General features: G+C 40.4%; 9 protein-coding genes, 2 tRNA genes and 1 pseudogene. 5 read left to right on the top strand and 7 right to left on the bottom strand.

Annotated elements, in window-relative coordinates; genetic code table 11:
* Position 1: 1 nt before the first annotated feature.
* From nrdB to ubiG, 3 genes are all read right to left on the bottom strand, one after another.
* Entirely contained in the window at positions 2-1,132 is a 1,131-nt protein-coding gene (gene nrdB / locus ACE1SE_RS13165; protein ID WP_374051281.1) for a class Ia ribonucleoside-diphosphate reductase subunit beta, read from the bottom strand.
* 12 nt (positions 1,133-1,144) lie between these two features.
* Positions 1,145-3,436, bottom strand: coding sequence for a class 1a ribonucleoside-diphosphate reductase subunit alpha (nrdA, locus tag ACE1SE_RS13160; RefSeq protein WP_374051280.1), 2,292 nt, complete (start codon positions 3,434-3,436; stop codon positions 1,145-1,147).
* A 400-nt stretch (positions 3,437-3,836) separates the two neighbouring features.
* Positions 3,837-4,571: a bifunctional 2-polyprenyl-6-hydroxyphenol methylase/3-demethylubiquinol 3-O-methyltransferase UbiG gene (gene ubiG / locus ACE1SE_RS13155; protein ID WP_374051279.1), complete on the bottom strand. Its 735-nt coding sequence runs from the start codon at positions 4,569-4,571 to the stop codon at positions 3,837-3,839.
* Positions 4,572-4,780: 209 nt separating this feature from the next.
* On the opposite strand from ubiG, the gene gyrA reads away from it, so the two are divergent.
* Positions 4,781-7,405: a DNA topoisomerase (ATP-hydrolyzing) subunit A gene (gene gyrA / locus ACE1SE_RS13150; RefSeq protein WP_374051278.1), complete on the top strand. Its 2,625-nt coding sequence runs from the start codon at positions 4,781-4,783 to the stop codon at positions 7,403-7,405.
* Positions 7,406-7,581: 176 nt separating this feature from the next.
* Positions 7,582-10,419: a two-component system sensor histidine kinase RcsC gene (gene rcsC, locus ACE1SE_RS13145; protein WP_374051277.1), complete on the top strand. Its 2,838-nt coding sequence runs from the start codon at positions 7,582-7,584 to the stop codon at positions 10,417-10,419.
* A gap of 81 nt (positions 10,420-10,500) precedes the next feature.
* Here rcsC and rcsB read toward each other — a convergent pair whose 3' ends face one another.
* Positions 10,501-11,151 (bottom strand): response regulator transcription factor RcsB, encoded by a 651-nt coding sequence (gene rcsB / locus ACE1SE_RS13140; RefSeq protein ID WP_193848777.1) that lies wholly within the window; start codon positions 11,149-11,151, stop codon positions 10,501-10,503.
* A 1-nt stretch (position 11,152) separates the two neighbouring features.
* Positions 11,153-13,894 carry a phosphotransferase RcsD gene (rcsD, locus tag ACE1SE_RS13135; protein WP_374051276.1) on the bottom strand — a complete coding sequence of 914 codons (2,742 nt, stop codon included), beginning with the start codon at positions 13,892-13,894 and terminating at the stop codon, positions 11,153-11,155.
* Between the two features lie 212 nt (positions 13,895-14,106).
* Here rcsD and ACE1SE_RS13130 point away from each other — a divergent pair.
* Together ACE1SE_RS13130 and ACE1SE_RS13125 are read left to right on the top strand one after the other, a co-directional pair.
* A tRNA-Ser gene (locus ACE1SE_RS13130) sits at positions 14,107-14,194 on the top strand.
* 6 nt (positions 14,195-14,200) lie between these two features.
* A tRNA-Thr gene (locus ACE1SE_RS13125) sits at positions 14,201-14,276 on the top strand.
* A gap of 14 nt (positions 14,277-14,290) precedes the next feature.
* Here the strand turns inward: ACE1SE_RS13125 and ACE1SE_RS13120 are convergent.
* Positions 14,291-14,929, bottom strand: a pseudogene (locus tag ACE1SE_RS13120) (site-specific integrase); the annotation flags it as partial.
* 241 nt (positions 14,930-15,170) lie between these two features.
* Positions 15,171-15,419, bottom strand: a complete 249-nt coding sequence (locus ACE1SE_RS13115; protein ID WP_374051275.1) for a hypothetical protein — start codon at positions 15,417-15,419, stop codon at positions 15,171-15,173.
* A gap of 192 nt (positions 15,420-15,611) precedes the next feature.
* Between ACE1SE_RS13115 and ACE1SE_RS13110 the strand changes: the two genes are divergently transcribed.
* Entirely contained in the window at positions 15,612-15,986 is a 375-nt protein-coding gene (locus tag ACE1SE_RS13110) for a hypothetical protein (protein WP_374051274.1), read from the top strand.
* Positions 15,987-16,081 lie beyond the last annotated feature (95 nt).

Here is a 16,081-nt window from a genome sequence, read left to right as displayed (position 1 = left end):
ATCAGAGTTCGAAACCGCTGAGATCCTCAGTATTGACTTCCGAATCAATCTGACCAACCAAGTAAGAGCTGACTTCAACTTCCTGTGGAGCCACTTGAACATTATCAGAAACCAGCCATGAATTGATCCATGGGATCGGATTAGAACGGGTTTCGAATGGTAACTTCAAGCCAACTGCCTGCATACGAATATTGGTGATATATTCAACATACTGGCACAGAATATCTTTATTCAGTCCGATCATGGAGCCATCTTTAAACAAGTAATCAGCCCACTCTTTTTCCTGCTCTGCTGCTTGTACAAACAGATCATAGCACTCTTGTTCACACTCTTTGGCAATTTCCGCCATTTCAGGATCATCCTGACCAGAGCGCAACAGGTTCAACATGTGCTGCGTTCCCGTTAAATGCAGTGCTTCATCACGAGCAATCAATTTGATAATTTTGGCGTTACCTTCCATCAATTCACGCTCAGCAAAAGCAAATGAGCATGCAAAACTGACATAGAAACGGATGGCTTCCAGAGCATTAACGCTCATTAAGCACAAATAAAGCTGCTTTTTCAATTCACGCAAGTTAATGGTAAGAGTTTTGCCTGCAACATCATGCGTTCCTTCACCAAACAGATGATAATAGTTGGTCATTTCGATCAGATCATCGTAATACGCAGAAATGTCTTTAGCACGTTTTAAAATCTGCTCGTTCTCCACAATATCATCAAATACGATAGAAGGATCATTCACAATATTACGGATAATATGTGTGTAAGAACGCGAGTGGATTGTTTCTGAAAACGACCACGTTTCAACCCATGTTTCCAACTCAGGAATGGAAATCAATGGCAGAAAAGCCACATTTGGGCTACGCCCCTGAATGGAATCCAATAACGTCTGGTATTTTAGGTTGCTAATGAAAATATGCTTTTCATGATCCGGCAATGCGTTATAGTCAATGCGATCACGGGCAACATCTACTTCTTCTGGACGCCAGAAGAAGGAGAGTTGTTTTTCAATCAACTTCTCAAAAATAGGGTATTTTTGCTGATCAAAACGCGCCACATTAACAGACTGACCGAAAAACATCGGTTCTTGTAGCTGATCATTTTTTACTTGTGAAAAAGTGGTATAGGACATAGTTTCCTCAAATTAAATCTTACACGCGCCGCCTTCACAATCGGAATCTGCTGACTCAACAACTTCTTCCAGATCACCCTGAACGTCTTCTGCCCCATCACGGGTGTTGTGGTAGTACAATGTTTTCACGCCATATTTGTAAGCGAGCAATAAATCTTTCAGCAATTGGTTCATCGGAACTTTGCCATTAGGGAAACGCGCCGGATCATAGTTAGTATTGGCAGAAATCGACTGATCGATGAATTTCTGCATGATCCCTACCAACTGTAGATAGCCATCGTTGCTCGGCATTTGCCACAGCAGCTCGTAAGCACCTTTCAGAAGCTCGTAATCGGGTACAACCTGACGCAAGATACCGTCTTTAGATGCTTTCACACTGATATAACCACGCGGTGGTTCAATGCCATTGGTCGCATTAGAGATCTGCGAAGAAGTCTCTGATGGCATCAATGCAGACAATGTTGAGTTACGCAGACCGTATTGTTGAATGTCACGGCGCAGAGCTTCCCAATCCATGTGCAAAGGCTCACTAGTCAGGGTATCCAGTGTCTTTTTGTAAGTATCAATCGGCAAAATACCTTGTGAATAAGTGGTTTCACCAAACCACGGACAAGCACCTTTCTCTTTTGCCAGTTCGTTTGAGGCTCTTAGCAAGTAATACTGAATAGCTTCAAATGTTTTGTGGGTCAGGTTGTTAGCGCTGCCATCAGAGTAACGTACACCGTGTTTCGCCAGATAATAAGCAAAGTTAATTACGCCAATACCCAGAGTTCGACGCCCCATTGAGCCTTGCTTTGCGGCGACAATTGGATAATCTTGATAATCCAATAAGGAATCCAGCGCACGAACTGCCAACTCCGATAACTCTTCCAATTCATTCAGATTTTCGATGGCACCCAAGTTGAAAGCAGACAGCGTACACAGCGCAATTTCGCCGTTTTCATCGTTAATATTGCCCAACGGCTTAGTTGGTAACGCAATTTCCAGACACAGGTTAGATTGACGCACAGGTGCAATAGCCGGATTAAATGGGCTATGAGTATTGCAATGGTCAACGTTCTGAATGTAAATACGCCCTGTTGAAGCACGCTCTTGCATCATCAAAGAGAACAATTCAACCGCTTTAATGCTCTCTTTACGAATACTGCTGTCATTTTCATACTGAGTGTACAGGCGCTCAAATTCTTCCTGATCTTCAAAGAATGCATCGTACAATCCCGGCACATCAGACGGACTGAACAGAGAAATGTCTCCGCCTTTAATCAGACGCTCATACATCAGCTTGTTAACTTGTACACCGTAATCCATGTGACGAACACGGTTACCTTCAACACCACGGTTGTTTTTCAGTACCAGCAGGCTTTCAACTTCCAGATGCCACAGCGGATAGAACAGCGTTGCTGCACCGCCACGAACACCACCTTGGGAACAAGATTTCACCGCAGTCTGGAAATGTTTGTAAAATGGGATACAGCCCGTATGGAAAGCTTCACCACCACGGATTGGGCTACCCAATGCACGAATACGGCCCGCATTTATGCCAATGCCAGCACGCTGGGAAACATATTTAACAATTGCGCTGGATGTCGCATTGATAGAATCCAGGCTGTCCCCACACTCAATCAGAACACAGGAACTAAATTGACGAGTTGGTGTGCGAACTCCCGCCATGATCGGTGTTGGCAGCGAAATTTTAAAGGTAGACACTGCATTATAGAAACGACGGATATAGTCCAAACGCGTTTCTTTTGGATAAGTGGAAAACAGGCACGCAGCAACCAGCATGTAGAGAAACTGAGCACTCTCATAAATTTCGCCAGTCACACGGTTTTGTACTAAATACTTCCCTTCCAGCTGTTTGACCGCTGCATAAGAGAAATTCATATCACGCAAATGATCAATAAAACTATCCATTTGCTCGAATTCTTCTTTGGAATAGTCTTCCAGCAAATGTTTGTCGTATTTACCTTGGTTGACCATTTTTACGACATGGTCATACAGTGCAGGTGGCTCAAACTGACCATAGGCTTTTTTACGCAGGTGGAAAATCGCCAGACGTGCCGCCAGATACTGATAATCAGGGGCATCACCGGAGATCAGGTCAGCCGCAGCTTTGATCATGGTTTCATGGATATCCGATGTTTTGATGCCATCGTAAAATTGAATCTGGGAACGCAGTTCTACTTGTGACACTGAGACATTTTTCAGACCTTCAGCAGCCCAGGTAACAACCCGGTGAATTTTATCAAGATCAATTTGTTCTTTATGTCCATCACGTTTGGTAACTAGCAGACTCTGGTTCATGGGGAAATACACCTTCTCTCTTTTCGTATCCCGCCTACATTGTTCCTTGATCTCTTGACAGCACGATACCCCCAAGGTGGCTGAAAGCCAGTTGGGGATTAGTTACAATTCATTATTGTTTCGCTACTGCTTATTACAACTTGCTACTACAAGGTGACAAGAAACACAATATATAGGGGGTAATTAAAACGGTAATAACAAGATAATGTTATTTTCGAGTTTTATCAAGTGTACAAGATCGGGAAGTTTTGTGGATAACTTGAGGATTAATTTTGGCAAAAAGCCGATAACCTGCGTAGTTACTTGATGTTGCTTTCATAAGGTTATCGGCGAAACAGGGAAAATAAAATCTTAAAAATAATATCTAGTTGCCGTTTTATTAATCCCTTAGCTGTCTTTGTCAGACAGATCGTGTGTGCAGCATATAATTCACGTCTACATTATGTCCAAGTCGAAATTTGTCTGTTAACGGATTGTAATGTAAACCAATAATATGTTGCTCTTTCAGAGCAGTCCTATCAATCCAACTGATCAGTTCAGAAGGTCGAATAAATTTTTTCGCATCATGTGTTCCTTTTGGCACCATGTTCAATATATATTCAGCGCCGACAACAGCCATCAACCAGGCTTTTCGGTTACGGTTAATCGTTGAAAAGAAAACATGACCACCAGGTTTGACTAATTTGGCACAGGCATGAACTACAGACTCTGGATCTGGCACATGTTCAAGCATTTCCAGACAAGTCACCACATCATAAGCATGTTGGTGCTGTTCTGCGTGACTTTCTACCGTTTCCTGAACATAAGAAACGGAAACACCGGATTCCAACGCATGCAAACGGGCAATTTGCAGGGGTTCAAAACCCATATCCAACCCTGTCACTTCCGCACCTTCACGCGCCATGCTTTCCGACAAGATACCGCCACCACATCCAACATCCAGCACTTTTTTGCCAAAAAGACCGTCAGCATGTTGCAAAATGTAGTTCAAACGCAGTGGATTGATTCGGTGCAATGGCTTGAATTCGCCTTCAAGATCCCACCAACGGGAAGCAACGGCTTCAAATTTTTCGATTTCCTGCTGATCCACATTGGCATGGGATTGAATGTGTGAATCGGGAGTTTTGACGTTCATCAGCAATATCGCTCCTAGGAACTGCTTCACAGCAAACTGGTTCACAGCAAACTGGTTCACAGAAAATGTAACAGTATTATGGGGATGTGTGATAGAAAACTATTATACATACCTTAATCTTGAAATACCCGTGTCAGATTTTTATAAAACTGCCATTTTGTGGTATAATTCTAAGCCTTTGAATTCGGAGTATGAGGGACAGTGGCTCCATGAGCGACATTGCCAGAGAAATCACACCGGTCAATATCGAAGAAGAGCTGAAAAGCTCGTATCTGGATTATGCGATGTCCGTTATTGTTGGACGCGCACTGCCAGATGTTCGGGACGGACTGAAGCCAGTACACCGTCGCGTACTTTTCGCGATGAATGTATTGGGAAATGATTGGAATAAACCTTATAAAAAATCTGCCCGCGTTGTTGGGGATGTTATCGGTAAATACCATCCACATGGTGACAGCGCTGTTTATGACACGATTGTTCGTCTGGCACAAACATTCTCCATGCGCTATATGCTGGTTGACGGTCAGGGGAATTTTGGATCTGTAGATGGCGATTCTGCGGCAGCGATGCGTTATACCGAAGTACGCATGGCAAAAATTGCCCATGAATTGCTGGCAGATCTGGAAAAAGAAACTGTCGACTTTGTGCCTAACTATGATGGCACAGAACAAATTCCCGAGGTAATGCCAACCCGTATCCCCAATTTACTGGTGAATGGTTCATCAGGGATTGCGGTCGGTATGGCAACCAACATTCCACCTCATAACTTATCTGAGGTGATCGACGGTTGTCTGGCTTATATCGATGATGAAAACATCAGCATCGAAGGCTTGATGGAACATATCCCAGGCCCTGACTTCCCGACGGCAGCTATTATCAACGGACGCCGTGGCATTCAGGAAGCCTACCGTACAGGTCGCGGTAAAATTTATATCCGCGCCCGCGCAGAAATTGAAACTGATGAGAAAAATGGCCGCGAAACCATTATCGTCAGTGAAATCCCTTATCAGGTCAATAAAGCCCGCCTGATTGAAAAGATAGCTGAACTGGTAAAAGAGAAGCGCATTGAAGGGATCAGTGCACTACGTGATGAATCCGATAAAGATGGCATGCGCATTGTTATCGAAGTAAAACGTGATGCCGTTGGTGAAGTCGTCCTGAATAACCTGTATTCACTGACCCAACTACAGGTTTCATTTGGTATCAACATGGTTGCTCTGCATCAGGGACAACCTAAATTACTTAACCTGAAAGATATTCTTTCTGCTTTTGTTTGCCACCGCCGTGAAGTCGTTACACGCCGGACAATTTTTGAACTACGCAAAGCTCGTGAACGTGCCCATATCCTTGAAGCACTAGCTATTGCTCTGGCGAACATCGATCCTGTTATCGAATTGATCCGCAGAGCTTCCACACCTGCTGAAGCGAAAGCCAGCTTGATTTCTCAGGCGTGGGAATTGGGTAACGTTGCCTCTATGCTGGCACAAGCGGGTGATGATGCGGCTCGTCCTGAATGGCTGGAACCACAGTATGGTATTCGTGACGGTAAATATTACCTGACCGAACCACAAGCACAGGCTATTTTGGATCTGCGTCTGCAAAAACTGACCGGCCTTGAGCATGAAAAACTGCTTGATGAGTATCGTGACTTACTGAAAGCTATCGCAGAACTGCTGTTCATTTTGGAAAGCCCAGAACGTTTGATGGAAGTCATTCGTGAAGAATTGCTGGTTATCAAAGGACAATATAACGATACTCGCCGGACTGAGCTGACTGAGAATTCAGCAGACATCAATATTGAAGACCTGATTAATCAGGAAGATGTTGTTGTTACACTGTCTCATCAAGGATATGTCAAATATCAGCCACTGTCCGATTATGAAGCTCAGCGTCGTGGCGGCAAAGGCAAATCAGCCGCACGTACCAAAGAAGAAGATTTCATTGAACGCTTGTTGGTAGCCAATACCCACGACACTATTCTCTGCTTCTCAAATAAAGGCAAGATGTACTGGATGAAAGTATATCAATTGCCGGAAGCGAGTCGTGGTGCCCGCGGTCGTCCAATTGTCAACCTTCTGCCATTGGATCAAAACGAACGTATTACAGCTATTTTACCCGTGCGTGAATATGAAGACGGGCTGAATATTTTCATGGCAACAGCGAGTGGTGTTGTTAAAAAAACCAAGCTCAGCGAATTTAGCCGCCCACGCAGTGCCGGTATTATTGCCGTAAATCTGAATGAAGGGGATGAATTAATCGGCGTTGACCTGACAGATGGCAGCAATGAGGTCATGCTGTTCTCTGCACAGGGTAAAGTCGTTCGTTTCCTTGAAGAAGAGGAAGAAACGCTAGAAGATGGTACTGTTCGCATAAAAGGTGTACGAGCTATGGGACGTACTGCAACCGGAGTTCGTGGTATCAAACTCAGTGAAGGCGATAAAGTTGTTTCCCTGATCATTCCTCGTGGGCAAGGAGAAATCCTGACTGTCACTGAGAATGGTTACGGCAAGCGTACCGCCGAAAGCGAATATCCGACGAAATCCAGGGCTACCCAAGGCGTCATTTCCATCAAAGTCAGCGAACGTAACGGCAATGTAATCGGCGCAATTCAGGTAGAACCCACGGATCAAATCATGATGATTACTAATGGAGGAACATTAGTACGAACCCGTGTTTCTGAGGTCAGTGTTGTTGGCCGCAATACCCAAGGTGTCACCCTGATCCGCACAGCCGAAAACGAAGAAGTCGTTGGCTTACAGCGCGTAGCTGAACCAGATGACGATGACGAAAATGACAACGTAGCAGCACCTTCTGATGAAGGGAATAGTGAATAAAAAAGTAGCGAGCTAAAAGAGAGTAAATCACAATAGCAGGCATTTAAGTGCCTGCTTTTTTTGTTCAATTTTTTGACGAAGAATTAGCAAGATGCAAATGCTACTTTGTATTCCCTGCTACACTAGTATATGCTGTAAACAGTTATTATTAATCATATATTTCATCAGGCGATCTCTTGAGATATTTATCTTCTTTTCGGACGTCATTAAAGATATCACGTTATCTTTTTCGGGTGCTTGGATTTATGCTATGGGCACTTGGAGCCTTATTAACCAGCTTTTATTTGACAAGTCTTTTTAATGCACTCAAATCTGATATTCGTCAAGAATATAATGCCAACTACGATATAGCCTTTTCACATATACGACATATCGCTAATATCTTGCGCGATATTCAATTTATGGCGGAAAAGCGTTTATCACAAGATAATGATAAAAATCAAACAATCGTCCTGCATAATAACGATATTCTCTCGTACATTCCTTTGAATGCGAGTTCCGACTGTGAACTATTACGTAGAACCTCACATAATAATTTATATTCATTAGACCAGCTGATTGCATTTTGGAGAGAAAATGTTGCCGCTATACGCAGTATAAATCAGACTTTTTTCATTGGAGTAGAAAGCCAATGCATGGTGAACTTTTTCCCTCATAACAATATCACAGAACCTGATGCACTAAAAAAAATGATCTACGAGAATACTCGCAGGTTGATCAACATGAGAGAACAATACAATGAAAGAGCGCTCTTTTGGATCCAGCCTAACCCCAAAGCGGATGGTGGTAATCTTTATGTTTTTACACCTATTTATATTAATGGGCATATGACAGGGATCATAGGTATCGAAAAATCTATCAGGCTAGAATCTTTTTTACAAAAAAGAGAGCGGCCTGTTACAGTCATGATGCTAAACGAATCAAATCAGCCCGAATTGCAATTTCCGATAAAAACTAATAATAAACCCCTCGTTGTAAATCCTAACTCACAGCCGATGTATTTTGGTTACGATGAAAATTTTACCAGCCTGGTATTAATGCGGAATTTATCCCCCTCTTCATTACGTATTATCTATTCATTGCCGCTAAAACATATTTACGATGAGCTGAAAGTCAGTGCAATTAATAGTATCATCTTGAATATTATTTCTGCGATTGCGATTATCTTTTTCGTTTGGCTGTTTGAACGTAAAATGTTTTCTCCGGCCGAAGAGAATGCTATTCGCCTTGAAGAACATGAGCAGTTTAACCATAAAATTGTCGCCTCTGCCCCTGTGGGAATAAGTATTTTAAGGATCAGTGATGGCGTTAATATCTTGAGTAATGAGTTAGCACATAATTACATTCGTATGTTGACGTATGAAGATCAAAAACGCATCATCGATATTATCTGCGATAAAACCAGTAGCTATATTGATGTTGTCACCAGCAACAATAATCACCTGCAAATTAGTTTCGTACACTCACGTTATCGTAATGAAGAAGTCGCAATCTGTGTACTGATAGATGTCAGCACTCGTGTAAAAATGGAAAAATCTTTGCAGGAGATGGCCTCAGCAGCAGAACAAGCTAACCAGGCAAAATCAATGTTTCTTGCCACAGTCAGCCATGAATTAAGAACACCACTTTATGGCATTATTGGTAATCTGGAGTTGATACAGTCTCATACATTACCTCCAGAATCTGCCCGATTGCTGGCAACGATGAATAATTCATCATCACTATTGCTGAAAATTATCAGTGATATTCTCGACTTCTCGAAGATAGAATCCAAGCAATTGAAAATTGAACCCAAAGATTTCAGTTGCAAAGAAATCCTATCACATGTGATTTCAAACTACCTTCCCCTGATTGCCAAAAAAGGCTTGGGTTTGTACTGCTATATTGAACCAGATATCCCCGATATCATCCGTAATGATCCTGTAAGGGTACAACAAATTATCTCCAACTTACTGAACAATGCGATCAAGTTTACAACATCTGGCTATGTTGTTATTAACATCAGTTCAAGGCATGGCTATCTGTATATCAGCATTAAAGATACCGGACTTGGGATCGAGGATAAGTTACAATTTCAATTATTCGAGCCCTTCTTTCAAATCAGTGCCAATAAAGAAAGTTCCTCACAAGGTACAGGATTGGGGCTGGCTATTTGTGAAAAACTTATTAATTTGATGGATGGTGATATTGAATTCGTCTCCCAAAAATATGTTGGCAGTATCTTTTCTATTCGTCTTCCTTTATATGGCGCGCAATATCATGCCAGACAATTATCCAACCAGCGGACACAAAAGAGAATTCTGTTAAATATTCGCAATGATTTTCTGGAAAAATATTTGCAAAATTTTCTTACACAAAATCATTATCAGGTTGCCCTCTATGACGAAAGCCAACTAGATGGCACAGAAATACTAATTAGTGATCGAGCTCATAAAACGAACATTTCTGTATGTTACTTTATAGAAATTTCAGAGAAACATATTGGTTCGCCAGAACAAATTAGAGAAAATTATTGGCTATATAACACTTATGAACTGAATGAACTGGATAGTATGCTGGATAACCTTCTGTCAGAACATGGTTTCCCGCCAATCATTCCTGTATCAACAATCCCTATCACAGACAAAATCATCCAAAATGATATTTGCTTAAATACAGTTAAAGTATTGGTCGTTGATGATCACCCTATTAATCAGAATTTGCTGGTCGACCAATTAAATTCAATAGGGTTTAGCGCATCAACGGCTAATGATGGCATTGAAGCTATTGAATATCTTAAAAACAATTCACCAGATATTATTCTAACAGATGTTAACATGCCAAATATGGATGGCTATGAACTTGCCCAATACTTAAGGGACAAAGGTTACACCAGACCCATCATCGGCATTACTGCCAATGCACTGGCAGAAGAAAAACAGCGTTGTGCTAATATGGGCATGAACGATTGCCTGTCAAAACCGGTATCACTGGCTATATTAAAAGAAACATTAATTACATATAGTGATATTTAAACTCATACATATTGAGCTATGAATGATGGAAAATCGGTAACTACTGCTACCGATTTTCCATTAGAAAAGATAACACATTGGTTAGTTACCAATATCTTTATCGATAGTGACAGAAGATAAATAGTTAAGCAATGCGATATCGTTATCGACTCCCAGCTTTATCATGGCTGATTTCTTCTGACTACTAATTGTCTTAATGCTACGATTAAGTTTTTTGGCAATATCAGTAACAAGAAAACCTTCAGCAAATAAACGCAGGACTTCGCTCTCTTTAGGAGATAAACGCTTATCCCCATATCCATTAGCATTAACCTTTTCAAGTAATCTAGAAACACTTTCAGGCGTAAACTGCTTCCCCTTTTGCAAAGCAGAAAGTGCCTTAGGTAAATCTGTTGGTGCTCCTTGCTTTAACACAATTCCCTCAATATCAAGCTCAAGTATGGCACTTAAAATCGCCGGATTATTGTTCATTGTAAGAACAATGATTGCCAATGTTGGGTAATGACGTTTAATATATTTTATCAGGGTGATACCATCACCATATTTATCCCCAGGCATTGACAAGTCTGTTATGAGAACATTTGCTTCTATATGTGGCAAACTATTAATGAGCGTCGTTGAATTTTCAAATTCACCGACTACATTAATCCACTCAATTTGTTCAAGTGACTTGCGGATGCCAAACAAAACGATGGGATGGTCATCGGCAATAATGACATTAAGGTTATTCATATTATTGGTTACCTTGCTGCAACAGCTCTGTGATAAAGGAATCAATGAGGCTGATGCTATTTTTGATTTCTACTTCATTATTGTCTGCTATGTGTTTTTCCAATGCCTCACATGATGACCTAAGAAATTTCAAATCTAACATAGCAAACGCACCCTTAAGGCGGTGTACCGTTTGCGAAAGTGATATCAAATCATGTCGTTCTATATCAGTGTACAGTCTGGTAATGTCCATAGGTACTGTCTCTATAAACAGTTTTCTGTAGCCGCTGTCTGCCAACTGAGTTTGATAACTTCTGAGGATATTGCCAATACTGCTATCAACATTATCAATTAAATCAATATTTTTAACTAAATTACTTGCTGGTTTAGAGATTTCACAAATTTCTCTGGATCCATCTAAACTGAAACTTTCTTCAATCAGAAACGATATTGCATTGATAATATCATCAGCAAGATTGTAATTGCACTGAACCATTCCTGATTTCAATTGCTTAAATCCTGCTAAACTCCCCACTAACAATATAGTTGATTTTTCCTGTTTGTACTGCTTTTCTTCTTTATACTGCCTATCCGTAAGGATAATATCGTACTCTTCCGTAATACCCTCTTTTCTTTTATCAAAATATACTGCACCATAATTATTGAGATAAGTATGGACGATTTTGCTGATCTCAGGGTTATGGATATCAATTAAAACCGTGATCCCTTCCAAAAGTTGAGGAGTTTCGCTATTTTCATCATGTTGCGATAAGGGCAAATTGATAACATAATGTGTTCCCAACCCCAACTTGCTTTTAATATCAAGGTTTCCTCCCATTCTTTTACTCAACTGATTACATAAATAAAAAGTCATGTCAGAATGGGTAGAGTACTTATCTTCCACTAATTGGTTCAGAAAAGGATAATTTAAGCTGGTTAAATCTCTTTCGCTTAAACCAGTGCCACTATCCATCAACTCAATCTGAATATGGTTGTCATATTTACCTGAGCCACTAACAACCAATGATATTTTACCATAGCTGGTCGTCGTTATTGCATAATTAAACAATAATGTAACAATTTTACTTAATGCTACCGCATCTCCTATGAATAAGGATTCACGAGAAATATTAAAGTGATAATAAACCCTCAAACCTTTGGCATTTAATATCGGCAAAGAGGCTTTCAAAATATTTTCCAACCGTGAAGATAGGGAAAATATTTCATTATCTGGCTGCCAATCTCCCAGCTCTAATTCATTGAGTAACGAAATATTTTCAAGCCATTCGGTGATATATTTTGATTTATCTAATAATTTATCCAATAACTTTTGCTCATTTTCATCTTGTGATAATCGCTGTAATTGACTGGCAATATCATTAATGTTATTAATGGGATTTTTCATTTCATTATTAATATTCGAAAGCATAGAGCGCCTGATCTGAATACTTTTATCATATTCCCGATGGGCAAATTGCAATCGTTTATTTGCCATGAACTCCTGATCTTTATCTTGTAGTAAAAATAGGTAAGTTTCTGGTAATAAGCTATTGTTATACATTTTTACTTCATAAACCGCTTCATCAATGGATGCCTTAATTACACCATGATGTTGTTGTGCCATTGCCATAACTTTATTCAAATCCAGGTGAGGCATCAACTGCTCTGCAACTTTATTAATTATCATTATCTGATTTAATTCAAAATCATAAACCACGACTCCAACAGGAATATTAGCGATAATATCCCTATTTAGGGCATCTTTAATTTTCAGTTCATGATCCATGGAAGCATTCGGTGCAATATATCGCCTACGGATATAAAATAATCCACTCAAAGAAAACAGCAAGAAAAGCAATATAGAAAGCAAAAGCCAGACATTCCTGAGCAACAAATCTACCATCAGTGCCTTCAGTGGGACTTGATAAATCAATTTATACGGCACGACATCAAGAAGCTGAGAAAATTCCAGTCCAAAACCGTTCAATGAAACCTCAACTTTATCGGAAGTTTTAGGTTCATATAAGTTGAGCGTATTCAAACGGAAATTTGCTGGTGACATATCAACCGGCAAAAGGTTATTAATGGGTAAATCAAAAGCAATAATGGTAGTTAATTGCCCGGTTGCATTAAATGCGGCTTTATAGGTATAGAAATAAATATTTTCACCACGTAATACATTAATGGAGGAAATGCTCTCTTTTTCCTCCAATGCGGACGATTGATCCAACATCTCAGTACGTTTGGTTTCAGAGTTCAGAGTCAGATAGCTCTCTTTGAACCTGATTTCTGGTTTTAGAATCGGATAGGTTGTTATCAATAACAAATTATTATCCTGCCCATTGAGGTAGTACATAGACAAGTATTCATTATGAGCACCCCAGAGAATATCCAAATAGCCAGATAAGTGCTGAGCAAGTTGGACACTCGAGTCATTATATTGACCAAAAATAATGGCATCAACAGACTGATAACGATTTTCTAGCCAATAGACATCGGGACGCAATTTAAACAATGGCGTATTCTCCTGAGAGGAGATTGGCAGAGTATTTGACTGCTCAAAAATATGACTTGCATGATACCGATAATCTTTAATCTGCAATCTCATCTTAGCTGTTACACTACTGATAGCATATTTTTTCTCCATCAACCAAATATCAAAATAGTTATACCCGAATAAAAATAGAGACGTAAAAAGCAAAGTAACAAATAACGCGTAAAAACGAGGAATAGCGGATGGCTTGATAGGTGGTTGTTTATACATTCTTTGGATGGTTGCCTTTAGTATGAATATATTTTGGTCAATGCGATATCAACCCGTCGATAAATAAGCCAGTGTACTGTGCTTAATATTAGCAGGTTAGCGAATGAAAAGGCCATTACAGATCGAAGATTGAGCAAACAGTAAAAAAAACATAATTTTTTTTCTTTAGGGGCTAGACACATCAAAATGATATAGGCATAATCTCGCGCCATGGAAGGATGGCCGAGCGGTCGAAGGCAGCGGTCTTGAAAACCGCCGATGGGAAACCATCCTAGAGTTCGAATCTCTATCCTTCCGCCAAATTTCGCCGGCTTAGCTCAGTTGGTAGAGCAACTGACTTGTAATCAGTAGGTCACCAGTTCGACTCCGGTAGCCGGCACCATATAAAACAATGAGTTACTCAGTGTGTCCCACCACTGAAAGATGTGAGTGGGACATATTTGAGACATCATCGTGAAATAGAGCATCAGTTTGTTGTGCATGCTCTGTCAAATGAGAAGGTGTTAGATGCGCATATCGACGCACCATCTCAATTGATTCCCAACCTCCCATTTCCTGTAATACCGAAAGCTGTACTCCTTTTTGAATCAACCAGCTCGCCCACGTATGTCTCAAATCGTGAAAACGAAAATTTTCTATTCCTGCACGTTTTAAAGCCGTTCTAAATGAAGTATTGGAATCCACTCTCATTTTCCTCACTGTTGGCGTCATCGTTCCATCAACCCTATTTTTTGCCTTGGTGTGAACAAACACATATTTATGATGATTACCTATTTGCTGCCTCAAAATATGGCAAGCTGTATCATTTAATGCTACACCTAGTGCCTTCCCTGATTTGGTTTGATCTGAGTGTATCCATGCAACCTTCCTTTGCATGTCTATCTGTGACCATTCCAAGTTAACGATATTTGAACGGCGCAAGCCAGTAGCCAACGCAAAAGTCACAACAGATTTTAACGGCTCATTGCACTCACCAATTAATCGCTTCGCCTCATGTGGTTCAAGCCAGCGGATCCTGTTATTCTTTGGCTTTGGCTTTGGCTTTGGCTTTGGCTTTGGCTTTGGCTTTGGCTTTGGCTTTGGCTTTGGCTTTGGCTTTGGCTTTGGCTTTGGCTTTGGCTTTGGCTTTGGCTTTGGCACTTTGATATTCGGCGCTTTATCCAAATACTTCCAGTCACGTTCCGCCGAACGCAACAGCGATTTGATAAACGCCAAATATGCAGCTTTGGTTGCAACAGATACCGGAGTGATTCTTTGCCTTACCTGCCTGCGCTTCTTACCAGAAACCTTGAATAAATCCATGCTGACCATTTTTAACGTATTCCAATTCTACATCATTAGTAAAATCCACAAGATCCATATTTTCATATTCAGCGAGTTTATTATGTAGATTTTCTATTTCAGCGCAGAGTTTGATTATATTTTCTGGCGATATCATTAAATCAAGATTGTCAACCTCAATTGCTAATCTATCTCTTGATTCATCATCATCTGACCTAATGGAACTAGAATATTCTAACAACACTAATTCACTGCGTTTTTTAAATTGTTATAACATTCCTTCTTGCTTCCTGATATGTCATATCACACTCTCACTATTAGTTATTATTGCGCCTGCATATTTAACCACCTTAGGCAGCAGTGGTTCTGCTATTCCCCAACAACATAAATTGGTTATAATGCAAGCATCCCAACTAACAGAAAAAAAGGAAAATAAATGGCAACCCTGAAAGAGAGGCACCTTATGATTATCCGCACATTGAATAACCCTGACAGACCGTTACAGATAATCAATAAAGAAAAATTTAACCTTTTAGGTAAGGAACTGGGGTGGGATCAATTGGCTTATGACACGCAATACTTGATAAAAATTGGACTGGTTAATCCTAATGCTGTTAGCTTTGACATGAATGGTCGTCCGCTATTTAATAGTGCTCATATGGCACTAACTGAGAAAGGGTTTGATTATGCCAATATGGATACCATTATGCCATCACTATCAAGATCCATCAAAACACGATTGAACAGTTTGAAGCCATCATCATGGCTGCCAATTTGCCTGAATCAGAAAAGAAAACTCTGTTGCAATTAGTGAAAGAAAAAGACGCAGAGTCCGTTATTGGCAAATGCGTTGATACACTATTTGCTAATGCAGGCACTGTGTCACAAGTTCTTTCTGAGCTGGCA

The organism is Xenorhabdus taiwanensis (assembly GCF_036512875.1).
Taxonomy (GTDB): Bacteria; Pseudomonadota; Gammaproteobacteria; order Enterobacterales; family Enterobacteriaceae; genus Xenorhabdus; species Xenorhabdus taiwanensis.
This window is presented reverse-complemented; position numbering and strand designations above follow the sequence as displayed.